A 23,818-nucleotide genomic window follows, 5' to 3' on the forward strand; every position below is an offset into this window, starting at 1 on the left:
AAAGGGTTGTTGAAATTGACTTGCGCCTTGAACTTCACTACTATGAAATCGATATCCACGCGCATGAAAAACCAATTCGACATCATTCTGGTTCTGCCGTACCCGTTCAGTGACCACCCTTCCTTTCCCGAAGGTCTGCTGGCAAGCGCGTTGAGAGCCGATGGTTTCCGTGTTGGGGTTCTGGATGCGCTGCATTGGCAGGATCCCCACGAATTCACCCTGCTGGGGCGACCGGAACTGTTTTTTGCCATTGTTTCGGGTCCGGTTGATTCCGTGATCATGAATTACACGCCCACGCTGAAGCGGCGCCGAGAAGACCTCTATCAAACGGACGGAAACGCGTTTTTTCCGGATTCTCCCCGCACGGCGGCTTCCCGGGTGCGTCCGGATCGTTGTGTCATCACCCTGGCCAATCAGATCCGCAAGGCGTGGAAAGACGTTCTGATTATTGCCGGCGGCATGGAAACCAGTCAGCGGCTTTTTGCCCATTACGACTTTTTGCGACAACGCATCCGCCGTTCCATTCTGCTTGACGCCCGTCTGGATCTGGCGGTGGTCGGGATGGGAGAGATCCAGATATGCGCAGCGGCGCAAGCCATCGCTGACAAAAAGAACCTGCGGGAATTCAAAATCCCCGGAACCGCGGTAGTTCGCTCCAATCGACCCGATGGCAGCGATTACGAGTTGCTGCCTGCATTAGAGGAAATCGAAAGCGATCCGTCTCTGTTGTTGAGTGCCTACAAAAAGCAAACCCGCGCTGATGCCCTGGGCAGGGGTGTCCTGCAACGCAACAATGACCGCTGGATCGTTTGCCAACCGCGGGCAATTTACACTCCAAAAATTTTGGATGGCATATACAATCGGGAGTACAAACGTTCTCAGCATAAAAATCGATCCATCTCTCCGGCGCTTGCAATGAACCTTTTTTCCATTACATCCCACCGCGGTTGTATGGGTCGATGCGCATTCTGCGCCGTTTGTCGCCAACAGGGTGGAAACGTGATTTCGCGTTCGCCTGAATCGATTATACGGGAAGTGGAGCACATGTCTCGTCATCCCCGTTGGCGCGGCGTGATCAGCGATGTGGGCGGCGCAACCGCCGAGATGTACGGCATGGACGCTCACGTGCGTGATTTCAGGCCGCCTTACCTGGGTCTGTTGCGCATGGTTCGCCGCCATCCATTGGTGCGCAAGGTTTTTGTGGCATCCGGGGTCCGTCATGACTTGATGCTGAAATTTCCCGAATTGCTTGAAGAGATTATGCTTCATCATAGCGGCCGATTCCTGCGGGTGGCTCCGGAGCACATCCATGATGACGTGCTCAAGTACATGGGAAAGCCGCGCTTCAGCCTGTTCCGGGAGTTCTGCTCTTTGTTTGGTGACATCAACCGCAGGTTGAAACGCCGGGTGGAATTGGCCGCGTACGTGATTGTCGGGCATCCCGGGGAAGAGGCAAAACACGTCAAGGACATGGCCCCGATGTTGCGGAATCTCGGGGTAGACCAAATTGACGCGCAGATTTTTACCCCCGCTCCCGGACTTTTGTCAACGGCCCTTCTCGTGAGCGGCACGGATGATCAGGGAACCGCCATTCCCGTCTGCCGGGATCCACGCGAATTGGATCGACGCAAAAACAGCCTTTATACCTGACCTGTATTTCTCTTGATCGATGCTGCTGAATCGAGGATAATCTTTTCAGGAGTCGCATCATGATCGTAAAACTGATCGCCCGTTTCATACTCACACAATCCGGCATACCTCTTACCGACAGGGGTATAACCGCCCGCATTCATGACCGGGACCCGCTCAGCGATGACTTTCTGGCTGAATCCGGACTTTCAGATAAAGGCGAAGCGGAATGGATGTTTCCCATATCCGTTGCCGCTTCCCTGGATTCACCTGCGGAACGACGTCCCGGTATCTACGTAGAGCTTGACAAAGGCGGCCATGTGTTCTTCCAGAGTTTGGTGACAGCGGACATCGATTTTTTCCAACGGGATCCGGTGAGCGGTGAACACCGGGGCCGGACACTCTTCCTGGGCACTTTTCAGGTGGATCAACCGCCCCTCAATCCAGAATGAAGCATAATGCGCAGCCAAACCATTTTGAACGTGTCATCCGCTGGCACTTAACTCGTTTTCCCCGGCTGGAGACCCGCGATCTGGTAAAAATACTTTATCAAGCCGCTTTCGGAAATTATCACCTTGGCACGGATTTAGAGGAGATCCGCAAGCATATGGAAAGAGAACTGGCATCCAGGAGCAAAGACCGTGATTCAGTCTACCTGATTGAACCCCTGTCGGCGGACATGGAAACCGGATGGGTACGCGTGAACCTGGATACCTGGCAGCGGGCCGGAGGTGACATTGAACGACTCGTCGATGTGGTGGCGGCCAGCGCCGGCGGCCGTCAGGATGGCCGCGCCATGTTCGGGTTTCTGCTGCGCGATTTAAAAGCCTTTTTGCAAAAGGAAGCCATGGCAGTGCCCGGTGAAACCATTTCCTTCTGGACGAAATGGATGCAGGAAAACAGTTTTTCCCCGGTGCATCACTCAACAGCATATGTCCAGGCGTATCATCCCGCATACCGGGTCGTTTATTTCCCCCTGCTTTGCCGCTGCCTTCCGCTCCGCGCGACAGGCAAGGTTCCAAATCCGGGAGGTCTGAAGTGAGCCGAGACAACGATTTTTTCGAGACCACATTTCACGTGCGCTTCGCTGAAACAGACCAGATGGGCGTGGTGCATCATGCCGTGTATGCCGTCTGGTTTGAGGAGGGACGCTCCCAATGGATGCGTGCCAGGGGCCGGGATTACGCCGAATTTGATGCCAAGGGCATTAATCTGGCCGTAACCGAGTTGCGCATACGTTACCATCGACCCGCGCGTTACGGCAGGCGGGTCACTGTACGCACATGCATGGAAACGGTTCGCAGCCGGGGAATGGAAGTGAGTTATAAAGTCGTGGACGCCGATTCAAGTGAACTGCTGGCTACGGGAAGCACGCGTCACGTAAGCACGGACCGCAACGGCAAGGTGGTCCGTATCCCCGACGCATGGTTGCGGTTCCTGATGCCGGAATCGTAAAAACCAGGCAAAAGGCATAGGATAAAGGATACTTTCAAGTTTTTCCCGCTCCACTTATTGATCCCGCAACATTTGCAGCAGGGCCTTGCGTGAACGTGCTCCCAGGATCACATCGGTGATGCGCCCATCATCCACCCGCACGGTGGCCGGTGTGGCCATCACGCCAAAAGCCTGGGCGGCATGCCTTTCCGCGGCGGCGTTCAACACAAACACATCGTTACGCTCCTGTTGAAGTTCACGCATCAGGGGCGTCATGGAACGACAGGCGCGACAACCCGGGGCATAAAAGTAAATCAGAACGGGCTTTCCCCCAGAAAAATCCCGGCCGCAAACATCCTTAAGCAGTGGGGCCGTCCGGCCGCGCATGCGCCTGGCTCTTGCGTATGCCCACACTTGAACGCCGATGATAAAGGCGGCCACAACAGCCACAAGCAGGGCCAACCATTGAAAACTCCCGGCCGTGATTCCGCTTTCCACACTTCACTTCCGGCTCAAAGAGTACGATTTTTTTACCCGAATTGCAATTCCTTACTCATGCCTTGACATACCGTCCGCTAAAGGGCAAAATCCCTGACTGGAATGTCGGGAATCATGGAAATCAAAGATCAATTGATACGATTCAAATTTCGCCTGATATATCGCCTGATCAACCCCGACGCGGCGGAGTTTCAACAACGCTTGTTGCAAGCGCAACACTGGAGCCGTGACGAACTGCCGGCCTGGCAGCGCAAACGGCTCCGCCGCCTTTTGAATAACGCCTGGGAGCACAGCCCTTTTTACCGCAGACGATTTAGCGAAGTCGGGATTCACCCCAATGACATCAACGGCCCGGAAGATTTACACCAATTGCCGGTATTGACCCGCCAAGATATTCGCGACCACTTACACGAAATCCTTGCCCGGAACGTGCCCAGGCAGTTTTTAAAACCCTCTACAACGGGTGGCACCTCGGGCATTCCCGTACGTACCCTATTGGATCGCAGGGTTCCCCACGCCGCCCTGGGTTGGCGGATGCTTTCCTGGTGGGGATACGGGCCGGCCGTGAATATGGGTTTGGCCTGGCGGGAGGTCGAAGCCTCATTGGTTCATCGATTTCTCAGCCGCGCTGTTGTATGGCCTTCCCGCCAGGTGCGCCTGAACGCCTCTGCAATTGACACGCGATCCATGGAGCGATTTGTAAGAGAATGCAAGCGCCTCGATATCCCCGTGCTTCACGGGTACACGGGAGCAATTCATCACTTGGCCAGATACCTGGAAAAGCGGGGCGGGGATCACTGGCGGCCACGGCTGGTCTGGGTAACCTGTTCTCCCCTTTCCGGACCCCACCTCGAGCAGCTTAAGCGGGTTTTCCGGGCACCGGTTTTGGACCAATACGGCTCTTGCGAAGTGTATTGGATCGCTGCCCAATGTCCATACTCGGCGCCTAACTTGCACTTGTTCGCAGACGCGCGCCTGGTTGAGGTGACCGATTCGCGTTTTGAGCCTCTGCCGACCGGAAAGATCGGGAATCTCTTGATAACGGACCTGGAGAACCTCGCGTTTCCCATTATCCGGTACGCCATTGGAGACCGTGGCCGCCTGCTTCCCGGGAAATGTGAGTGCGGCATGGGGTTGCCCTTGATGGGTCCGGTTCAGGGAAAAAGCGTGGATACCATCCAACTGCCGGACGGTACGGCGATTACGGATATCAATGTCATTTTTGATGATTTTCCCGAGGCGGTGAATGCTTTCCAGGTATACCAGGATCGTGCGGGTAACCTGGAGATCCGTTATGTTCCCGTCAATAACGAAAAACAAACCCTGCGGGCCGTACATATTGTTCGTAATCGCCTGCAGAACATGGTTCGTGGCCAGGTTGCGGTCCACATGCGTGCGCTGGAGCAAATCCCCCACCGCAAAGGCAAACTTCAATACGTATTCAGCGATTTCGATGGCGTGTCGGACACCCGCATTCAGCTCGATCAATAAAAGAGAGCAACTCTGCTGGAAAGCCGACAAGTATTTCCGCCCCGGCTGACTCAAGTTCTTCTTGGCTGCGAAACCCCCACAGTACGCCTGCGGCAACAGCTCCGGCCGCATGCGCGGTATGTATGTCCACGGCCGTATCTCCCACCATCAAGGTATTTTGAGGCAGGCAATCCATGGTTTTTATCAACTTCAAAAGCGCGGTTGGATCGGGTTTAAGCGGGGTTTCCTTTTCCGCCCCGACCACGGCTGAAAAGGGATTATCTGGGAAAAACCACTGTACCTGTTTCTCCAGGAATTCCCGGGGTTTGTTGGAAAGTACGGCCAGGTGAGTGCCCCGGCGATGCAACCCCGAGATCAACGGCGCAATTCCAGGATAGGGGCGGGTATGGTTTCGCCAGTTGCGCGCGTAATGACGGCGTACCCCGGCCAGCACGGCTTCAACTGTGTCCTTATCAAGGCTGTCGGAGGGAATGATCCGCTCTACCATGGTGCGCATGCCGTTTCCCACGAAAATGGCATATTGTCCGGGTGGGTGATGGGGAAACCCGGCTTGCTTCAAGGAGCGGTTGGCGGCTTCGGCAATATCCGCGAGCGAATCCAACAGGGTCCCGTCCAGATCAAACACCACGGCTTGAACAGGTGGCATTTATTTCCCCTTGCGGTCCAGGAAACGGGAACGCCAACGTTCACGACCGATGCGGAAGGCAGCTGGGAATACGCCTTCGCGGGCCGTGCGCACATCTTCAACCGAGTAGAAAGCCCGGGGGTTGAAATGACGGATCATATCCACCACCCGGGTCAGGTCCTTGCGGTTGATGATCATGTAGATGATTTTAACCATTCCTTTGGTCCCGCGGGCATCCACGAGGGTAATGCCGAAATCGTTTTCCCGGAACCAGCGCACCAGACGACGTGAGTCCCGGCGCGTAACAATGCGGATGGCCAGGCGACCGACAGCGATTCGGTTCTCCAGGATCAATCCCACCAGATTGCCTGCGGCGAAACCGGCCGCGTAGGCGATGTAACAAATCCAGTTGTCCAGATTGCGGAAGATCTGATGGATGGCCAGCAACCAGATCAGCACCTCGAAAAAGCCCAGCAATGGAGCCCACAATCGGCTGCCGCGGGTTACGAATACGATGCGCATGGTTCCCAGGGTTACATCCACTACACGTGCGATAAAAATCAGCAAAGGCAGCAGCAACCAGGTCCATAACGGCGAATTTACCAGTTCTTGGGGCATGCAGATATCTCCCGCGATAGCGCTGAACGCATCGCCAAGCACATTATCATGGACCCTGCCGGTGTGTAAAGGGCCGGTGGAATTTCAGAAAAATTCTAAATAAATACAGATGCAAAGCGGGCCTGTTATAATGCCTGCATTTTCTTACGGTTCGAGCGCTTCCAGCCGGGCCATAACCGTCATGCTTCCGCGGTTCCCCTTGGTGATCCGGGTTTGCAACTCATCCCGCAACAGCCGCCCGGAATGTGCATCCATTGTCACGCGGCGAATGAAAAGCTGAATGCGGAAGCGGCCCCAGATGGGAACATCCGGGTGAGCCGTGCCGCAAATTTGAATGGTTCCAGGAATAGACGGCTCCAAACGGTACAACAGGTGGAATGGCTTTTCCTGATTGAAATCCTTCAGTCCCTTGACAAAACGTGAAGCCAATGCGGCGATGGCGTTGATGGGTTGAGAGAAATCAAGGGCGGGCGAAACCCAGAATCCCGCTAAGACTGCTCCGTATTGAAAAACAAAAGCCTGATCAGGGGGGTGGAAGGAATGGTTGAACAGCCCGATCATCTCAACCATGATGCGATAGAGGTTGAAATCGATCCGTAACTCCTCGGGATGGTAGCGAAAGCGCACATCCATTGAATAGTGACTGTTGGCATGGATGCCGCCGGGTGTGCGCTGAAAGCGGATGCCACCGCTTACCGGGCCATGAAAGCGGAACTGAAAATCTTTTACCCGGCGCACAAACCGCGGATAGTAAGAGAGATGTTGTCGCCATTTTTGCCACAAATTCCGGCCGTTGCGGATGCCCCGCTCCAACTCTTTATCAGCCGTCAAAACCACCATTGTGTGGCCGGAAAATCCGGTTGTGCGCAGCATGATTCCGGTTTGGTCGACAGTCTCGAGAACAAATTCTCTATGGCCCGGTTTCAACGGCATCACCTGGAAAAGAGCGGAAGCCTGGGAGCGGTAGAACGCACGGTAGGGGATGATGAAAAGGATGTGCCCTTTGGCTGCCCCCTGCAAGCGGTAAATGAAACGGTAGCGCTCAGCCGATGGTAAACAAACCGTCATTGCCATCAGCAATCCACAAAAAAAGCGTTTGGGGTTATTCATGCTGCGGTTGATCTCATGGACAGACAACGCCATTCTAGGCGACTTTTGGAATACAGTCAAATGCCCATTGATGCGGGTGATTTATGTTAGAATAGATCGGTATAAGTGGAGGATAACCTGGATATAATGGGGAAAACCACCGCATTGCTCAGCGCATTGTCATGGGCAATCGCGGTGATTCTGTTCAGCCATGCGGGAAAACAGATGCGCCCCGTAGCCCTTAACCTGTTCAAGACCACGATCACAACCCTGTTTTTGCTGGTCGTGATGTTGATTTGGGGCGTTTCACTGCTTCCATCCGGGCTCAGCCTGGGCGATTGGGGTATCGTGGCGTTAACCGGATTTCTCGGCATCACCGTGGCGGACTCCCTGTTTTTTGTGTGTTTGAATCTGCTGGGAGCGGGAATGGCGGCTATCGTGGACTGCCTGTACAGCCCAATGGTGCTTTTCTTTTCATGGTGGATGCTCAGTGATGCTCCCGGGAGCACCAAAATCACGGGCGCGGCCCTGGTGGTGGTATCCGTGCTGGTGGCATCGATTCATCCGGGAGTGCCTGGACCGGGATGGCGCCGATTCTTGGCAGGTGTTTTGGCCGGCGCTGGCGCCATGGCCCTGATGGCCCTCAGTATCGTGCTGATGAAACCAATCCTGGACCGTGCCGATTTCCTCTGGGTAACGGAGTTGCGCCTGGTTACAGCCCTGATTTTTCTTTTGATCCAGACGGCACTTCATCGCAAACGGCGCATGATTGTGGCTGAAGTTTTGGATCGTCGAAGCTGGCGCCATGCCATTCCCGGTGCGTTGATGGGAAACGTGATCGCCATGACCATGTGGGTGGCGGCTTTCAAGTTCACGGACGTGGCTTCCGCCGCCATCCTGAACCAAACCTCCACCATCTTTATCGTTATCCTGGCCGCAGCCTTTCTCAACGAACGCTTTACTCCGCGTCGCCTGATCGCCACCTTGCTCGCCTTTGCCGGCTCCATTCTCGTCATCACGGCTTGAGCTTCCCGATTGGAGTGTAAAAGGTCCAAAAGCGGCTCTGAAAGAATTCAGGTCAGTTTTTAGAAACAGTGGGAGTCGCTGGGTCACACACTTCATCCAGGCGCACCACCGTATTCTTGCCCATCTTTTTGCCGGCGTACATGGCTCGATCCGCTCCGCGGATGCACTCGTTCACCGGTCCGGGACGGTTGTATACATTGATGCCCATGGTAACGGTTAAAGAGATTTTGCGGTTCCGGTAATCCATGGGGGTCGCTTCCACCAGCGAGCGCAATTTTCCCGCCAGAACAGCTCCACCCTCCATATCGGTTTCCGGCAACATGATCAAGATCTCATCGCCCCCCCAGCGCGCGGCCACGTCGGCCTGGCGCAAGTGATTCCGGACCAGCTCGGCCAGATGGCGCAGCATGCGGTCACCGCATTCATGCCCATAGGTGTCGTTGACACTTTTGAAATCATCCACGTCAAGCATAATCAGGCAGAAAGGACGCCATGTACGTCCCATGCGCACCATTTCGATGTCAATGCGTTCCAGGATGCTATGCCGGTTGTAGAGCCGCGTAACATTGTCGAAACGGGCGATGCGTTCCATGCGGGCATACGCTTCGCGCAATTCCATTTCCGTGCGTGTACGCAAACGATGACGCCGGTACAGAAAAAGCAGGATCATGATGCCCATCGCCAGGACGGCGATAAGAAAGAGTGTAACCAGAATACGGCGTTTGCGGTCCAGTTGTCGGATTCGGATACTGCTTTCTTCCGACTTCTGGGCACTGAGGCGCTGCTCTGATTCGTATTCCGCCTGCAGGGCCAACAACTGGGCGTAATTTTCCCTTGAAAACAAAAGGGTCTGAAGGGTGGTGTATTCGCGATAGTGTTTTAATGCCTTGGCCAGGTCTTTTTTGTTTTCATATAAACGGATCAGGCTCCATACAGCATCCCTGTGCATGGAGCGTGACTCCGTATCAACGGCCAGCCGCACGGCAAGTTTTAAGTGGGTTTCCGCCAGGTCCAATCTGTTTAGATCCAGGTATAGATTGCCCATGTTCAGGTGAGAGGCAACCATGCGTGGTTTGGCGTTCATGCGTTGAAACAATTCCAGTGACTGCTGATAACTGTTTAAGGCATCTCGCCACAATCCCCGGCGGTGAAATACATCGCCGATGTTGTTTAAACAAACCGCCATGTAGTCCAGGCTGTCCAGTTTTTTTGCATCCGTATGCGCTGAAACGAATTTTGCCATAGCCTCACTGAAATGGCCGCGATCTTTGTGAATTTCCCCGATGTTGACACGGCAGACAACCGCCAATTGCAGGTTGTCTGTCTCTAGCGCGATTTTTAGGGCACTTTGAAAATGAGACATGGCCTGGTCAGGGTTGTTCAGCCGGTTATACACATTGCCGATGCTGTTTAATACAATCCCGACACCGGGCTGCTGATCCAATTTTTCATAGATCCGCAGGGCTTTGAGCATGAAATCCAGGGCTTTGCGCAATTCACCTGAACGATAATGAATCAGGGAAATGTTGTTGAAAATCCCCGCCAAGCGCAGGCGGTCTCCTGCTTGCCGGATATGGCGGATCGCGCGTTGGAAATTGGCTAAAGCATTCGTGGAATCGCCGCGCTTTAAAGCCACGGCCGCCACACCGTTCAGGGCGGCACCCATGAGTCCGTGATGCTCTGATTCACTGCCGATTCGCAACCCCGCCCGGTAATCTTCTCTTGCTCCGTCCAGGTTTCCCGATTGAAGAAAGCCCCCTGCGCGTTGAATATGGGATCTACCCATGGCCACTTTACTATCCAACTCCCGCGCCAGTTCCAATGCCCGGGTGGCATAAAGAATCACTTTTTGCGGATGACGCGAAACGTGATATTCAGACAACTCCAGCAGTATGTCCAAACGTTCTTTCCCGGTGGCGGTCTCTAAAGCATGTTCAAATTTGGCTGCGATTTCGTCAGGAGCGGGGGAATCGGTTTCTGCAGAGTTGAGGAAAGAGAAAAAAAACAGCAGGCATATCACCGAGATTTTCCATCCGGAAGAACCCCCTTTTTTTTTCCTCATAGCGACTGCACGCGGCGCCCCAATGCTTGAATCAATTTTAGCTCAGCCACAAAGGCTTTGCAATGGCTTGTAAAGGTTTGATTGCAATGTTCAAAAGCACCGATCTCTTGTGTTTCGTGTGTGTTAGCACACATTGGTGATAGGCGAGAGTCTGTGGGGATAAGCACCCGGAGGGCATTCTCCTTCAGCCTTCCCCTTTTTTCAAATCAGAAGAACTTCCCAACCCACACAAAATGGAAGAGAACTTAAAAACGGATATAAAAACGGATATACTTGATTCTGTTCTCAGTCTCGGTTACCATTTGAACCAATTGAATCCGAAAAGCACAAATCCCAGACAGCTCGTTTTATTGAGATTTGCCGCCTGGCTCATATTCGGACTGGTATGCTTCCTGTTGCTGGATCGGCTCATGTTTCTGGGCGTACGCGAATCCGCGTTTCACTGGTATCGTCAGCATGAGAGCGAACAGGATCCCCTGCTGAAAAATTTGCGTCGCGATTACTACGATATGCTGATTATGGGTTCCTCACGCAGCTATAAAGGGTTGTTGCCGATCCACTTTTATGATATTTTGAATCGAAAACCCCTTCAAATCAGTCTCAAAGGCAAGTACCCCAAATACAATTATCATTTTTACTCACGTTTTCGACGCCTATCCAAACCTCCCGATCTGGTTATTTACGGAGTCGATTATCATATTTTCTGTATTCACTCATGGAACCTGCTTTTGCAGGACTTGAACCTGGATGGTGCGATCGAGCGTTTTCCCCTGCCACAAAAATCTGATCAGGGCTTTGTCAACGAAATTTCCTGGTTGGTGCAGGGAAAACCACAAATCGAGCGTTTTTTTCAGGACATGATCTCAAATCATTCGGGATCAGTTTCTCAAACACAAGCCATATCCACCTATCTCGGTCAGCAGGAAAGCAATGTGCGCGTTCACCGTCCGGCGCGTTTTCAGCGAATTCCCTATGCATCCTTTCCCGGCATTGAAGGCGAATACCTGATCCGCTTGCTCAGTTTGTTGCAGGAAGATGGTGTGCGGGTTTACATGGTGATCCTGCCGGATTACATTGGTACCCATCAAACGCTTCAGGGCAAAGAACGATTTTATCAGGATATCCACAATTTGTGCGATCGTTTCAGTCAGGTGACCTGTATGAATTTTCACGAGCAGAGCGCGTTCGAAATGGAACGCGCGGATTATTTTGCCGACGGGGGGTGGGGGAGTGGAAACAGTCACTTGTCCGCAAGTGGAGCCCGAAAGCTGGCGGAACTCATCTGTGAGCGCATTGCAGAAGAATCAGGCACGAGCAAACCCGGAATGGTGACGCGATGAACCCGGACTCCACATCCTCCGGAATGCCCAAAACCCTTATGGAAATTTCCCGCGAACTGAATGAGGCTGTATCCAAAATGAAATTTCATGCCCCGGTATCCGTGGTCTACAATCCCCTGGAATATGCCTGGGAACCCTATAGCCAATATCTGAGACTTTACGGCGGCGGGCCGAAGCGAACCGTCTTTCTGGGTATGAATCCGGGACCATGGGGAATGGGGCAAACCGGAGTTCCGTTTGGTGAAGTGACCCGGGTGCGCCGGTGGCTGGGTATTTCGGGTAGAGTGTCGGTTCCCGGCGTTGTCCATCCCCAAAGGCCCGTACAGGGATTTGAATGCCGCCGTTCTGAAGTCAGCGGACAACGTTTGTGGGACTTGTTTTTACGCCGATTCAAAACCCCCCGGCATTTCTTTGCTGATCACTTTGTGGCCAATTACTGTCCGTTGTTGTTCTTTGACGAACATGGCCGCAACCTCACCCCCGATCGCCTTGGCGCTGCGGACCGTGACGTTTTGTTTCCCATTTGTGATATCCACCTGGTTGGCCTGGTCGAGATCCTCCGGCCCCAGTGGCTGGTGGGAGTAGGACGATTCGCGCAGCAACGCGCCGAGAACGCGCTGAAACACTTGTGCACCAGGGTAAGCGGCATTTTGCACCCCAGCCCGGCCAGTCCGGCGGCCAACCATGATTGGCAGGGCAGGGTCATTGCCACCCTTGAGGAAAACGGGATATGGCCGATTACACAGCAGGAACGGAATAACTCGACATGAACACGATATGGATTTCAATCCCGATGCATCGCCCCTGAATATGCCGGGGTTGAGTTGGAGTTACTGATATGTCGCGATATTTGGCATCATGGCGGTTGTGGCGTTGGCCATGATCTGGGTGTTTCATCGCCGCAAATGTCTGTAAACGGGTAACGGAGGTGCGGATGAACGGTCACTGGATTGAATGGTTGCAGTCATTGATCCCCATGCTGGTCCTGCTGGCGGTGACGGCATCGCTGTGGCGTCTGCTCAAAACGTGGTTTTCGCGTCGCGAAGAGAAATATGGGCGCCAGGCTGCGTTTTCCCGCCAGCTGACAAAGGTTTTCATGACCGTTGCCGTGGTGACCGGAATCATCGCAACCGCGCCGGTCAGCGGAGAGATTCGCGGCCAGTTGCTGGGGTTCTGGGGCATCTTGATCAGCGCGACCCTGGCCTTGTCGGCCACGACCTTCCTGGGAAACCTGCTGGCCGGATTCATGCTCAGGACAGTGGGCGGCTTTTCCGCGGGGGATTTCATTTGTGTTGATGAACATTTCGGCCGTGTGACCGAGCGCGGTGTTTTCCATGTGGAAATTCAGACGGAAGAGAGTCAACTGGTAATGCTGCCAAACATATTGGTCGCTTCTCGCCCCACGCGCATCATGCATTCCCGGGGAACCCTGGTTTCCTGTTCGCTGTCGCTGGGTTATGACCTGCACCGGCTCAATGTCGAGCCCGTCCTGATAGAAGCAGCGAAACGAGCCGGGCTTGAGGAGGCCTTTGTACGCATTACCGAATTGGGAAACTTCGCGGTTACATACCGGGTATCCGGCCTGCTCAGAGAGGTGAAAACCCTGATTTCTTCGCGTTCCAAACTTCACGCTTTCGTGCTCGATTCACTGCATGAAGCCGGCATGGAAATCGTTTCCCCCACTTTTATGAACCAGCGCCGGTTGGAGGCCTCTCCACCCGTTATTCCAAAAAAGCCGATGGGGATCAAGGACAAGAGTGAAGAGAAAACCGACCCGGAGCAGTTGATTTTCGCCAAAGCCGAAGCCGCGCACAAACTGGAGAGCCTCGTGGAAGGCATTGATGCACTCAAGGAGCGCATCAATGCGTTGGAAGAAGACAAGAAAGCCGCGGATGAAGAACAACGCTCCGACGTGGATTCCCGCATTCAGCGCATGCATAATTGGCTGCATGTCCTGGAAGACCGCTTGAAAGAAAAGCGCATGGAAATCGATAATCACTGAAACCAGCGTGGCGGCGTTACTCTCCGTCCAACGACTTCACCTGTCGCCGGCTTTGCTTGATTTCTTTGCGCTTGCGCTTTTCTTGCAAGCGACGGCGATCCGCGGAGAGGGATGGGCGAGTCGGATGCCTGTGCCTTGGAGTAACCAGGGCTTGCAGGATCAGTTCCCGCAGGCGCCTGCGGGCATCCCTGCGGTTGGCCTGCTGGGTGCGAAAACGCCGCGCATCAATAAGCAGTATGCCTTGCGACGAGGTGCGCCCGCCCGCGATGCGATGTAACCGTTCTTTAACCTCCGAGGCCAAATCTGTACAGGATTTCAGGTCGAAACGCAATTGAACCGCGGTTGACACGCGGTTGACATTCTGACCTCCGGGACCGGATGCGCGGATGAAGTGCTCATTCAGCCAGCGTTCGTTAATGGATATGCTGCGGTTAATGCGCATGGGAAGAATTGATTCTATCACAATTGAGCGGGCTGCAGAAAATTCAAGCCTTTTGGTGAATCCCCGTCCGCGTTACGGTTGTCATTGGAAATGAAAAGCGATTCCGTTTGGAACAGGAGGTTTTTATGAGCAATTCAGTTCTTTTTAGAACGGCCGGCGTATGCATGGTTGCCGTAATCTTGATGTTGCCGGGCTCGATGCCAACCGCAGCCGCGGAGGGTGAACCCGCTTTTCTGGGCGTAGTTGTGCAATCCATTGACCACTCAGAAAAGAAAAGCCTGGGAATCACCCATGGGATCAAAGTCGTGGCAGTCGAGCCTGAGTCTGCCGCGGAAAAAGCTGGGGTCCGCAGGAACGATGCAATCCTCAGCCTGAACAACCAGGATATCCTGATGCCAAGAGACTTGATTTCTCTGGTAAGAAAGCACAAGCCGGGTGACAAGGTAACCCTGATTCTCTTCCGTGACGGCAAAGAGAAAAAGATCGCCGTGCATCTACAGGAAAGAAAGGCGTTGGGAAAGGATAAGCCGTGGCATGAGATGGGCGGTCGCAAGGGATTTCAAATGCAGCCGCGGCCCTGGCTCGGAATCAGATTGCACGCCATGAATGACGAATTGGCGTCTTATTTTCAGGTTACGCCTGAAGATGGTGTCCTGGCCCTGGAAACGGAAAAAGATGGTCCCGCGGCCAGGGGCGGCCTGCGGGCGGGGGATGTGATCCGGCAATTGGACAACGAGCGCGTGCGACGCCCATCCGATGTAACCCGGATTCTCAACGAATTGGAGTGTGGAAGAGAAGTCCAGGTGCAGGTCATGAGGAGAGGAAAGACCAAAACCCTTACGGTTACGATCGGCGAAGCGCAATGGGGCAAAGAATTACGCTATCACTTGTTCCGAAAAGACAAAGATGAGCCGGGTGAAGGTCTGTCACCCTTTCCGCAAGCATTGAGAAACTTGCGTTTCCGGCTGCCCCGGCATGTAGATGAACACATGCAACTCCGTGTGCCCCGCCGCCTGCAGCGTGATTGGGAAGAGCGCCGCATACACAAACGGCGGCGGGCCTCGATCTGATTCTCTGTAGTCGCTTTGGCGTGCCACCTCTCCCGGCAGGGTTGACCGCCTTCCGGGAGGGGTCTACAATTGGATTGTGAATAAACCCATTCCGCAGATTATCCATCAATTTTTCGCATGAACTCGAAGCGGAATTTGAATCCTTTCCGGGCTTCAAAGATCGATTTGTCCGCTTTGTATGTCACTATCGAAAACAATCACCCTTTTAACCGGCTGGAGCCGGGGATTCACGGTGCCGGCCACGCCAGGCGGGTATTGCTGTTCAGCCAGTTGATCGCTGCCTTGATCGAGGAAGCACCGGATGCGGTGCCCGTGGACCGGCCCCTGCTTCTGATTGCATCCCTGTTACATGATTGCGGTAGAAGAAACAACGGCATCGATCCGGAGCATGCCTACCGTTCAGCGGAGATGGCAGTGGAGTTTTGCCGCCGGCACGATATCGGGTGTGATCGGGAAAAACTGCGGGATTGCATTCGTTACCATTGCAAGTCCGGGTGTTATCCATTGCGCGATCCATCCATTGAGGCGCGGATTCTGGCTGACGCCGACAAACTCGACCGTTTCCGCTTTCATTCAGCCTCCTCCCCGCTGAACGCATCACTTCTCGAATTAAACGTCAGCCACGATCTTATCCCAATGGCCAGGGACCTCAACGGGCATCCGTCGGCGTGTTGATTCCAGCTGCGGCGATTGGATTTGTATCCGGGCAGTTCGTATAATAAACTACGCGGAGAGGAACGAGATGAAAATCATTTGTTTGGGTTTGTGCCTGATCGTGGTGCAGACCGGGTGCGCCACCTCGCCGGATCAGAAGCCGATGGTGGAAAAGACGCCTGGGGTTCCGCTGGGAACACTGGAAATCCTGCGGGCGGAAGATTCGCGAAATTGCCATGCCCTGCTGCAGATGGCCGCTTCCTTGAACTTCGATCGCGCTTTTCTGGCGGAGCGGCTGGCCATCGCCTCGGGACGAATTCCATGTTTTCAAACCTGGCAATTGCTGGCGGCACAGTTCGGACACCATGAAAACGTGGCCCGGGCATTGGCCGTGGCCGTGCGTTTTCCGGAAACGCAGTTTCCCGGGGATAAAGTTTTGGGCACACTCCTGGAACTGCCACCTTCTCAGGCTGTTGCGGAGACCCTGATGTACCTCGATACGGATGCGGCTTTTCAGGCGGCACTCGGGCTGAAACCCTACCAGCGTACGGTTGCAAAAAACCTGTGGCGCATGAAGTCCCGCGTGAACAAGGAAATTCTCAATCTCTTTTTCGAAAAATTTCCCAGAGAAACCGTAATCTCCTTGTCGCGCATGAAGGTTGAAGGATTTCTCAGCAAAGAGATACTGCAGCGCATGCCCTGGCAGCAGCGGCAGATTGGGTGCGCGGTTTGCCTCCATGCGCAGGATTTCCTTGCCGACCCGTCATGGCAGGTCCGTATTGCTGCACTGCGCAAAGCCCAATCAGGTAATGCCGTCCGTTCTTTATTGAACGATCCCAGCGCCCTGGTGCGTTGGGAAGCCTTGAGAGCCATGCTGCGCATCGACCCCCATTGGCAACCGCAAGATATCGATTCGCTGCATCCCTGGGAAGCGGAAACCCTGGCGGCGGCAGCGCATACTCCGGCGGAAACCGTGAAAAGCCTATTTGCAAAGGGAGGCGTTTACGCCGAAATCACAGCGCCCCATATGCCGGAAGAAGCGGCCCAGGCGGTTCTGGCAGAGAAACTCTCCCATCGTGCGCGCATCCGTTACCTGGAAAAGTGTTTTGGAGAAGAGCGGGCTGTTGCGGAAGCCAAACAACTTTTCCAGACGCATGATTCGGCTTACGCGTTGGAATACCTGCTTGGCCGCAAAAGTGGAATCGACCGCAACGCCCTGGCCGCTGAAGCCAGGCTCAGGGACAATTTTGCCTCCGTGCTGGCGGATTTCGGCTTTTTGACGCCCCCGATTGGGGAAAGTACACCGAACCGCTATGCTCTTGCCTTAAAAGAGGTTGAAAAATACCGGGGCTTTCGCGTCCATACCGGGCAGGGAACAATGGAATGCCGGTTTTTTGGCGAACAGGCGCCACTGACATGCGCCTCATTTATCAACCTGGTTAAAAGCGGGTTTTTCGACGGGCTCGTGGTTCACCGGGTCGTGCCCGGTTTCGTCACCCAGGACGGTGATCCCAGTGGAAGCGGATCCGGCGGCCCCGGATACACCCTGCGTTGCGAGTACAATGAATTGAAATACGACCGGGCGGGCCGCGTGGGCATGGCTCTTTCGGGCAAAGATACGGGAGGCAGCCAGTATTTCATCACCCACGCACCCGCCCCGCATCTGGATCACCGTTACACGGTTTTCGCCCAGGTGGACAAGGGGCTGGATGTGTTGTCCCAACTCCGTCAGTATGACCGCGTGGAGCGGATCGATTTGCTGTGATACCAGGTCATGCCAGGAGACCGGCAGTTTAAGTCCAGAGAAATGCGGTTTCAACTTCACCGACCGTGCTGCCCGCGACCACCGCATGATTCAGACCATGGGTTGCTTCCGTGTGACCTCCCACAATGGATACGCCCAGGCAGAGACAAGCCTCGTGAATCTGAGTAAAAATTGCGTCGGCATCGGAACGGCGGGCACGGCTTTGCGGTAAGAGGATGCAGGCTTGAAACCAGCAGGGACGCGCACCGCTGGTTGCCACGTCGTTGGCGTTGACGTGGACCGCATACCAACCGATCCGGTCCGAGAGCATTGCTTCCAGCATGTCTGGAGGTAACTTTCCCAGTCCCCGGAAGGGATCATTGCCATTCTCTATTGATTTTCGCCTTTTTGGGGGAGGCATGACACCATTATATACAGGCGGGTTGCGAGTTCCAGGCAAAACCTTTACCCGCCTGTTTCGTATGAGTCTTATCCATTTGCAGATTCGCGCAGGAGTGTGCATATACAAGTCGGTTTTCATGCTATAACTGGTTCGGGTAGAGATCAGCGATGAACGCATATATGGCGGGCGCCACTATTGAGCGTTCGGGGTTTGGCTACGCTTTTTTTACTTTTACCTGCTTTGGAGTCACCAATTTCCTGTTGGGCGTGATTGCCGAGCAAGCCACCGCTGCAGATCAGGTTGTTCTGGTTGCACCCGTGGTGCTGTGGTTGGGCACAGGCCTGCTGGGGTTGGCTTTCCTCCTGTCACCCAGGGGAAAATCCCTGTGGCGGAAGGCCGTTTCAAACCCCGGACATTTCTGGATGGCAGCGGCAGCCGGAGTATGCCTGGCACTGGGGATGCTGACCCTGAAACTCGGGTTCCTGGCTGACCCCGCATCCAAAGGACCGATTACGGCCGTTACCGCCGCAAACGCGGTTGTGGTGGCCCTGCTGGTTCGCTTTTTGCTGAGGGAACGGTTGCTTTGGCCTCAATGGGGAGGAATCCTGGTCACGGTGGCGGGCATTTCCGTAATGGCGCTTTCAGCCGGTGGCGGCAACGCCTTGCGTGGACTGGGATATGGTGTAATCACCCTGACCTGTTTTGGTATTACCAACACCGTTCTCAAGCTATTGGGTCACCGGGGTATGCCCTCCATGTCCGCGGCGATCACGATCTGGCTTGCCGTGGGCGCCTGCGGGGCCTTTGGAATCGTTGTCGCCACTGTGACGGGTCCGAATATATTTCAACTCAAACCAATCTACCTATTGCCGGCCGCCCTGGTGGCGGGCCTGTCTCTGGGTGCCGGGATGTGGTCCCTGAAGCGCGGTGTGACGGTAGGGCGGGCGGGCCCGGTGACGGCTATTGCCGGAGCCAACGCGTGGCTGGTCACCGTGCTGGACTTGCTGGCGTTCCGGCATTTTCCGTCACCACTTAAATTAACCGGGATGGTTATCGCGTTGATCGGGGTGGCGTTTCTGGCACTCTCAATGCCTCGGCGTGGGTTCAGGGGATGATATTGAGTATGCGTCCGGGAATAAAGATCACTTTGCGGAAAGGACCTTCACCCACATGGCGGTGGATGGTTGCATCACGCAACGCGTAAGTCATTACCGTGTCCTGATCGGCGTTGTTCGGCACCCGGATGCTGCCGCGGAATTTGCCTTTTACCTGCACGCCGATCTCAACTTCCTGATCAAGCAGGAAACGCGGATCATGCTGCGGCCAGGAAGCGTCCAGGACCAGGCCTGGAAATCCCGCTTGTTCCCACAGCTCACACGCGAAATGGGGAGCAAAAGGAGTCAATAATACCAGTAGATCGCGCACGGTTTCGCTGGCCACCCCCCGGAGTTGAAGAGACAGGGCGTTGGTAAACTCCATGAAAGCGGAAACAGCGGTATTGAACTTGAAGCTCTCCAGGCGGTCGGTAACGTCGTGAATCATGCGGTGACGCAGACGGGCTACGGCGTCACTCTCCGTTTCGCGGCGCTGGTCGGAAGCAATCCAGCCGGTGACCAGTTCCCAGGTGCGTTTCAGGAAACGGTATACTCCGATGATGCCCCGATCCGACCATTCGCTGTCCTGTTCCGGCGGGCCGATAAAGAGTTCATACATGCGCAGGGTATCCGTACCGAATTCAGCCATGATCTCATCGGGACTGACCACATTGCCCTTGGACTTGGACATCTTTTCAATGCGCCCGGTTTTTTCGCTGCGTCGCGTCACCATGCCGATGCAGAAGAGGCGCTTATAGGGCTCTTCCCATTGAACCTCACCGATATCAAAGAGGAATTTCTGGTAAAAACGCGCGTATAGCAAGTGCAGAATGGCGTGTTCAATGCCACCCACGTATTGATCAACCGGCATCCAGCGGGCTTCCAGGTCGGGATCGACCAGGGCTTTGTTGTAGTGGGGGCTGATGTAGCGCAAATGATACCAGCATGAACCCGCCCATTGGGGCATGGTATTGGTTTCCCGCTTGGCTGGACCGCCGCAATGCGGGCAGGCCACATTGACCCAGTCATCAATGCCGGCCAGGGGGGATTCTCCGGTGCCTGTCGGTTCATAGTGCTCCACGTCGGGCAAGAGTACGGGAAGGTCTTTTTCCGGAACCGGTACCTCTCCGCATTGGGGACAGATGATGATGGGAATGGGTTCCCCCCAATAGCGTTGCCGAGAAAACACCCAATCCCGCAGTTTGTAGTTCACCCTGGATTCTCCAAGCCCGCGGCTTGTCAGTTCATCCGTAATGAGACGACGCCCTTTATGGCTGGAAACGCCGTCAAACCTGCCGCTGTTGACCATGACGCCCTCACCTTCATATGCGACCGCCAGTGAATCGTCTTGGTTTTTTACCGTGTCAGGAGATGAAATCACTTCGCGGATGGGCAGGTTGAAGCGGGTCGCGAATTCAAAATCCCTCTGGTCGTGAGCAGGGACCGCCATGATGGCGCCGGTACCGTACGACATGAGCACGTAATCTGAAATCCATACCGGAATTTCTCTTCCGTTGACCGGGTTGAGCGCATACGCGCCGGTAAAAACCCCGGTTTTTTCCTTATCCAGGGCGCTGCGCTGCAATTCCGACTTACGCCGGGCCTGTTCAAGATATTCTCTTATCCCGGTTTTCTGCGCTTCTGAAGCAATGCGCATCACCAGTGGATGCTCGGGGGCCAGAACCATGTAGGTGGCGCCGAACAATGTATCCGCTCGAGTGGTAAAAACGCGTACATCGTGAGCATCTTTGGATTCCGCCTCATGAATGCGAAACACCACTTCGGTGCCGTCACTGCGGCCGATCCAGTTGCGTTGCAGGATTTTAACCCGTTCCGGCCAATCCAGGTCATCCAGATCCTTAAGCAGCCGATCTGCATAGCGGGTAATGCGCAACATCCATTGCATGAGATCTCTCTGGACAACCGGACTGCCGCATCGTTCACAACCGCCATTGATCACTTCTTCATTGGCAAGACCGGTTTTGCAGCTGTCACACCAGTTAATGGGTACCATCTGGCGATAGGCGAGGCCGGCCTTGAACATTTTTACAAAAATCCACTGTGTCCAACGGTAATACCCGGGATCCGAAGTGTTGATCTCCCGTTCCCAATCGTACATGCACCCGAAGCGCTGGAGTTGTTGCTTGAATTTTTTGATGTTGCTTTTTACGCTGACGCGGGGGTTGATTTTTTTCTTAATGGCGTCGTTTTCCGCGGGGAGCCCAAATGCATCCCAACCCATGGGATGCAACACATTGTAGCCGCGAATGGACATGTATCGACTCCACACATCGCTCAGTACATAGCCGCGTGGGTGTCCGACATGCAGGCCGCTGCCGCTGGCGTACGGGAACATGTCCATACAGAAATACTTGTGTTCAGACTTGGACGTGTCGCAGCGATGAAGATTTTTTTCCGTCCAGATGCGTTGCCACTTTTCTTCATACCTGGCGGGGAGAAAGTCCGTTTGAATCATCTGCATAACTCCTGCGCGCCCGCGCTGAACCCGGCAAGGCGGGCGGGAAATTAAATTATAGCATACAAAGGCAGCGCTCCAAAAGCCTGTGACAAAAAATTGTGGTTGACAATGCAAAACAGCTGTGCTAATTCTCTGTACGTGCACGTTACGATAACTATACGTTCACGTAGAGGTATGAAATGACACCCAAAAATGTAATTTTCATTGACGAGTTGATCGGTATGATCGGTGTAGAAGAAACCCGGGTCCGGGAGTGGATGGAAAGCGGACTCCTGCATCCCATTGGCCAATCCGAAGACGGCCAAGCGGTTTTTTCAATGTTGCAGGTGGAACGTGCACGAAAAATCAGTCGTTTGGCGACTATGGGGTACAACCAGGCCGAGATCCGGCGCATTGTCCGCAAAGTCGGTATTCCTGGAGAAAACCCCAAACCCGATTCAATCAAAAACCACCAGCCTTTAACCGTGGGCGCTCTGGCCGATCGCGTCGGTGTGAGTCCCCGCACCATCAAACACTGGGAGGAAAAAGGCATTATTGAACCGGATATGCGCAGCGAGGGGGGCTTCAGGCTCTACTCCGAATCTTTTGTTTATCTGTGCCAGTTGGTCCGCGACCTGCAGCTGTTCGGGTACAGCCTGGATGAAATCAAAAATGTTTCCGATATGTTCCGCATGTTCATGACACTCCAGGCATCATTGGATGCACTTCCATGGGAGTCGGTAAATGAGCACCTCAGCGCCATGCTGCGGGAGATTTCCAACCTGGACGAACGCATGGCCATGTTGAAAACGGGTATACGCCGTTGGGAAGGGCTTTTGGGTAAAAAAAGCCGGGAGATCACAACCTTGCAGCGTCGCAATCACAAACGCAAAAAAGCCGCAAAAGGAGAAAGCCATTGAACCCGGCAAGAGAATCCCACCTGATGTTCGCAGCGCTCAGGCATTGCAAAAACGAAATCGAAATACCGGAACTGGATATCAGGGTCCGCCGCTTCAAGATGGAATCAAAAAACGGTTATCTACAGCATGGGGGTAAGCCTTGCTGTCCGATTCATGGTTATGAATTTCCGGTATCGGCTTCACGTTTTCATCACGAAACCAACCAACTTGCGGACGCCTTGATTCCCGAGAACCTGTCGTTTGCGTATTTCATGGTGACAAGCCGCCCGATTCCTGCCAAGCCCGCCAGAGGAGTAATCCTGCTGTTTCATGGTCTGAACGAAAAAAGTTGGCAGAAATACCTGCCCTGGGCGCTTCGCCTCCATCGTGGAACCGGAAAGCCGGTGATTTTGTTTCCTCTGGCATTTCACATGGATCGCGCCCCCGCAGAGTGGATAGAACCGCGTTCCATGCAGGTTCTCAGCCGAGAGCGAGCCGCACGCCACCCCGCCATCCATGCCCATTCACTGGCCAATGCGGCAATCAGTGAGCGCCTGGAGGCCGATCCCAGACGTTTCGCCTGGTCGGGGCTGCAATCGCTATACGACCTATTCGACCTTTGCCGCCGCATCCGCGCCGGGCTTCATCCCGGGATCCTTCCCAATCCACGCATCGATCTCTTCGCTTATTCAATCGGCGCGTTCCTTGCCTTGATCGCCATCATGACCAATCCGGGGAATATCTATTCCACGTCCCGCCTGTTTTGTTTCTGCGGCGGCTGCGTCCTGAACCGCACGAACCCCACCTCACGCTACATAATGGACAGCGAGGCCACTATCGCGTTGTACGCAATGTATGTCGAGTACCTGGAAACGGAAATTCGAACCAACCCCCGTCTGGCCCACTTCATCTCCTCGATGCATCCCGAGGGGATGTTTTTTCGTTCACTGTTGGATTTAAACCAAATGGCCGAGTTCAGAGATCTACGCCTGCATCAACTGCGAAGCCGCATCCGCGCGCTGGTACTGAAGCGGGATCTTGTCATACCTCCCCTTGAAGTGATCTATACCCTTCAAGGACGTCATCGCAAGATCCCCATCCGTATCCGCCAAACCGATTTTCCTTATCCATACACCCATGAAAACCCATTTCCATTACAATCATCCCACTCCGGGCAAGTGACTCGAATGATGGACCGCACAATGGCGGGCGCATCCCGGTTCCTTTCCCACTGATACTG

Annotated in this window: 21 protein-coding genes and 1 pseudogene; 14 read left to right on the forward strand and 8 right to left on the reverse strand. The window is 54.4% G+C overall.

The genetic code is table 11. From position 1 onward, the window contains the following. The first annotated feature begins 9 nt into the window (after positions 1 to 9). The 3 genes from ENN40_09630 to ENN40_09640 all read left to right on the forward strand — a co-directional run bounded on the left by ENN40_09630 (position 10) and on the right by ENN40_09640 (position 3,084). Positions 10 to 1,650 carry a radical SAM protein gene (locus tag ENN40_09630; protein HDP95605.1) on the forward strand — a complete coding sequence of 547 codons (1,641 nt, stop codon included), beginning with the start codon at positions 10 to 12 and terminating at the stop codon, positions 1,648 to 1,650. A gap of 59 nt (positions 1,651 to 1,709) precedes the next feature. Beyond that, positions 1,710 to 2,081 carry a hypothetical protein gene (locus tag ENN40_09635; GenBank protein HDP95606.1) on the forward strand — a complete coding sequence of 124 codons (372 nt, stop codon included), beginning with the start codon at positions 1,710 to 1,712 and terminating at the stop codon, positions 2,079 to 2,081. A 433-nt stretch (positions 2,082 to 2,514) separates the two neighbouring features. Next, positions 2,515 to 3,084 carry an acyl-CoA thioesterase gene (locus tag ENN40_09640; GenBank protein HDP95607.1) on the forward strand — a complete coding sequence of 190 codons (570 nt, stop codon included), beginning with the start codon at positions 2,515 to 2,517 and terminating at the stop codon, positions 3,082 to 3,084. Positions 3,085 to 3,138: 54 nt separating this feature from the next. Here ENN40_09640 and ENN40_09645 read toward each other — a convergent pair whose 3' ends face one another. Then, a complete protein-coding gene (locus ENN40_09645; protein ID HDP95608.1) occupies positions 3,139 to 3,561 on the reverse strand; it encodes a thioredoxin in 423 nt (140 codons plus the stop codon). A gap of 114 nt (positions 3,562 to 3,675) precedes the next feature. Here ENN40_09645 and ENN40_09650 point away from each other — a divergent pair, with 114 nt between their 5' ends. Then, positions 3,676 to 5,052 (forward strand): phenylacetate--CoA ligase family protein, encoded by a 1,377-nt coding sequence (locus ENN40_09650; protein ID HDP95609.1) that lies wholly within the window; start codon positions 3,676 to 3,678, stop codon positions 5,050 to 5,052. Here the strand turns inward: ENN40_09650 and ENN40_09655 are convergent. From ENN40_09655 to ENN40_09665, 3 genes are all read right to left on the reverse strand, one after another. Continuing rightward, the gene (locus tag ENN40_09655) at positions 5,003 to 5,698 is read right to left on the reverse strand and encodes an HAD family hydrolase (GenBank protein HDP95610.1); all 696 of its coding nucleotides are present in this window, start codon (positions 5,696 to 5,698) and stop codon (positions 5,003 to 5,005) included. The genes ENN40_09650 and ENN40_09655 overlap by 50 nt on opposite strands. Beyond that, a complete protein-coding gene (locus tag ENN40_09660) occupies positions 5,699 to 6,295 on the reverse strand; it encodes a DUF2179 domain-containing protein (protein ID HDP95611.1) in 597 nt (198 codons plus the stop codon). A gap of 144 nt (positions 6,296 to 6,439) precedes the next feature. Next, complete coding sequence (locus ENN40_09665; protein HDP95612.1) at positions 6,440 to 7,438, reverse strand: hypothetical protein; 999 nt, start codon at positions 7,436 to 7,438, stop codon at positions 6,440 to 6,442. 93 nt (positions 7,439 to 7,531) lie between these two features. Here ENN40_09665 and ENN40_09670 point away from each other — a divergent pair, with 93 nt between their 5' ends. Next, positions 7,532 to 8,410, forward strand: a complete 879-nt coding sequence (locus tag ENN40_09670; protein HDP95613.1) for an EamA family transporter — start codon at positions 7,532 to 7,534, stop codon at positions 8,408 to 8,410. Positions 8,411 to 8,462: 52 nt separating this feature from the next. Here ENN40_09670 and ENN40_09675 read toward each other — a convergent pair whose 3' ends face one another. Beyond that, positions 8,463 to 10,472 (reverse strand): diguanylate cyclase, encoded by a 2,010-nt coding sequence (locus ENN40_09675; protein HDP95614.1) that lies wholly within the window; start codon positions 10,470 to 10,472, stop codon positions 8,463 to 8,465. 410 nt (positions 10,473 to 10,882) lie between these two features. On the opposite strand from ENN40_09675, the gene ENN40_09680 reads away from it, so the two are divergent. The 3 genes and pseudogenes from ENN40_09680 to ENN40_09690 all read left to right on the forward strand — a co-directional run bounded on the left by ENN40_09680 (position 10,883) and on the right by ENN40_09690 (position 13,814). Continuing rightward, entirely contained in the window at positions 10,883 to 11,812 is a 930-nt protein-coding gene (locus ENN40_09680) for a hypothetical protein (protein HDP95615.1), read from the forward strand. Between the two features lie 23 nt (positions 11,813 to 11,835). After that, positions 11,836 to 12,495, forward strand: a pseudogene (locus ENN40_09685) (single-stranded DNA-binding protein). Positions 12,496 to 12,746: 251 nt separating this feature from the next. Next, positions 12,747 to 13,814 (forward strand): mechanosensitive ion channel, encoded by a 1,068-nt coding sequence (locus tag ENN40_09690; protein ID HDP95616.1) that lies wholly within the window; start codon positions 12,747 to 12,749, stop codon positions 13,812 to 13,814. Between the two features lie 16 nt (positions 13,815 to 13,830). On the opposite strand, the gene ENN40_09695 is transcribed toward ENN40_09690, so the two are convergent. Next, on the reverse strand, positions 13,831 to 14,256 hold the full coding sequence (locus tag ENN40_09695; GenBank protein HDP95617.1) for an aminoacyl-tRNA hydrolase: 426 nt from the start codon (positions 14,254 to 14,256) through the stop codon (positions 13,831 to 13,833). 125 nt (positions 14,257 to 14,381) lie between these two features. Here ENN40_09695 and ENN40_09700 point away from each other — a divergent pair, with 125 nt between their 5' ends. The 3 genes from ENN40_09700 (at position 14,382) to ENN40_09710 (ending at position 17,745) form a co-directional block, all read left to right on the forward strand. Further along, positions 14,382 to 15,326: a PDZ domain-containing protein gene (locus tag ENN40_09700; protein ID HDP95618.1), complete on the forward strand. Its 945-nt coding sequence runs from the start codon at positions 14,382 to 14,384 to the stop codon at positions 15,324 to 15,326. A 117-nt stretch (positions 15,327 to 15,443) separates the two neighbouring features. After that, a complete protein-coding gene (locus ENN40_09705) occupies positions 15,444 to 16,001 on the forward strand; it encodes an HD domain-containing protein (GenBank protein HDP95619.1) in 558 nt (185 codons plus the stop codon). A 1,006-nt stretch (positions 16,002 to 17,007) separates the two neighbouring features. Beyond that, positions 17,008 to 17,745, forward strand: a complete 738-nt coding sequence (locus ENN40_09710; GenBank protein HDP95620.1) for a peptidylprolyl isomerase — start codon at positions 17,008 to 17,010, stop codon at positions 17,743 to 17,745. Between the two features lie 28 nt (positions 17,746 to 17,773). Here ENN40_09710 and ENN40_09715 read toward each other — a convergent pair whose 3' ends face one another. Then, on the reverse strand, positions 17,774 to 18,145 hold the full coding sequence (locus tag ENN40_09715; GenBank protein ID HDP95621.1) for a hypothetical protein: 372 nt from the start codon (positions 18,143 to 18,145) through the stop codon (positions 17,774 to 17,776). A 149-nt stretch (positions 18,146 to 18,294) separates the two neighbouring features. On the opposite strand from ENN40_09715, the gene ENN40_09720 reads away from it, so the two are divergent. Then, positions 18,295 to 19,242 (forward strand): hypothetical protein, encoded by a 948-nt coding sequence (locus tag ENN40_09720; GenBank protein ID HDP95622.1) that lies wholly within the window; start codon positions 18,295 to 18,297, stop codon positions 19,240 to 19,242. Here the strand turns inward: ENN40_09720 and ENN40_09725 are convergent. Continuing rightward, the gene (locus ENN40_09725) at positions 19,232 to 21,697 is read right to left on the reverse strand and encodes a leucine--tRNA ligase (protein HDP95623.1); all 2,466 of its coding nucleotides are present in this window, start codon (positions 21,695 to 21,697) and stop codon (positions 19,232 to 19,234) included. The genes ENN40_09720 and ENN40_09725 overlap by 11 nt on opposite strands. A gap of 182 nt (positions 21,698 to 21,879) precedes the next feature. On the opposite strand from ENN40_09725, the gene ENN40_09730 reads away from it, so the two are divergent. Both ENN40_09730 and ENN40_09735 read left to right on the forward strand, forming a co-directional pair. After that, a complete protein-coding gene (locus tag ENN40_09730; protein HDP95624.1) occupies positions 21,880 to 22,599 on the forward strand; it encodes a MerR family transcriptional regulator in 720 nt (239 codons plus the stop codon). Next, on the forward strand, positions 22,596 to 23,813 hold the full coding sequence (locus ENN40_09735; GenBank protein HDP95625.1) for a hypothetical protein: 1,218 nt from the start codon (positions 22,596 to 22,598) through the stop codon (positions 23,811 to 23,813). Before ENN40_09730 ends, ENN40_09735 begins: the two co-directional genes overlap by 4 nt. The last annotated feature ends 5 nt before the right edge of the window (positions 23,814 to 23,818 follow it).

Source organism: Candidatus Aminicenantes bacterium (assembly GCA_011049425.1).
Classification (GTDB): Bacteria; Acidobacteriota; Aminicenantia; order UBA2199; family UBA2199; genus UBA876.

Excerpts from the sequence above, each read along its gene's own strand:
- ENN40_09635 (HDP95606.1), top strand. The coding sequence starts at position 1,710 with ATGATCGTAAAACTGATCGCCCGTTTCATACTCACACAATCCGGCATA.
- ENN40_09640 (HDP95607.1), top strand. The coding sequence starts at position 2,515 with ATGGATGCAGGAAAACAGTTTTTCCCCGGTGCATCACTCAACAGCATA.
- ENN40_09650 (HDP95609.1), top strand. The coding sequence starts at position 3,676 with ATGGAAATCAAAGATCAATTGATACGATTCAAATTTCGCCTGATATAT.
- ENN40_09655 (HDP95610.1), bottom strand. The coding sequence starts at position 5,698 with ATGCCACCTGTTCAAGCCGTGGTGTTTGATCTGGACGGGACCCTGTTG.
- ENN40_09660 (HDP95611.1), bottom strand. The coding sequence starts at position 6,295 with ATGCCCCAAGAACTGGTAAATTCGCCGTTATGGACCTGGTTGCTGCTG.
- ENN40_09665 (HDP95612.1), bottom strand. The coding sequence starts at position 7,438 with ATGGCGTTGTCTGTCCATGAGATCAACCGCAGCATGAATAACCCCAAA.
- ENN40_09670 (HDP95613.1), top strand. The coding sequence starts at position 7,532 with ATGGGGAAAACCACCGCATTGCTCAGCGCATTGTCATGGGCAATCGCG.
- ENN40_09675 (HDP95614.1), bottom strand. The coding sequence starts at position 10,472 with ATGAGGAAAAAAAAAGGGGGTTCTTCCGGATGGAAAATCTCGGTGATA.
- ENN40_09680 (HDP95615.1), top strand. The coding sequence starts at position 10,883 with ATGTTTCTGGGCGTACGCGAATCCGCGTTTCACTGGTATCGTCAGCAT.
- ENN40_09690 (HDP95616.1), top strand. The coding sequence starts at position 12,747 with ATGAACGGTCACTGGATTGAATGGTTGCAGTCATTGATCCCCATGCTG.
- ENN40_09695 (HDP95617.1), bottom strand. The coding sequence starts at position 14,256 with ATGCGCATTAACCGCAGCATATCCATTAACGAACGCTGGCTGAATGAG.
- ENN40_09700 (HDP95618.1), top strand. The coding sequence starts at position 14,382 with ATGAGCAATTCAGTTCTTTTTAGAACGGCCGGCGTATGCATGGTTGCC.
- ENN40_09705 (HDP95619.1), top strand. The coding sequence starts at position 15,444 with ATGAACTCGAAGCGGAATTTGAATCCTTTCCGGGCTTCAAAGATCGAT.
- ENN40_09710 (HDP95620.1), top strand. The coding sequence starts at position 17,008 with ATGCCGGAAGAAGCGGCCCAGGCGGTTCTGGCAGAGAAACTCTCCCAT.
- ENN40_09715 (HDP95621.1), bottom strand. The coding sequence starts at position 18,145 with ATGCCTCCCCCAAAAAGGCGAAAATCAATAGAGAATGGCAATGATCCC.
- ENN40_09720 (HDP95622.1), top strand. The coding sequence starts at position 18,295 with ATGAACGCATATATGGCGGGCGCCACTATTGAGCGTTCGGGGTTTGGC.
- ENN40_09725 (HDP95623.1), bottom strand. The coding sequence starts at position 21,697 with ATGATTCAAACGGACTTTCTCCCCGCCAGGTATGAAGAAAAGTGGCAA.
- ENN40_09730 (HDP95624.1), top strand. The coding sequence starts at position 21,880 with ATGACACCCAAAAATGTAATTTTCATTGACGAGTTGATCGGTATGATC.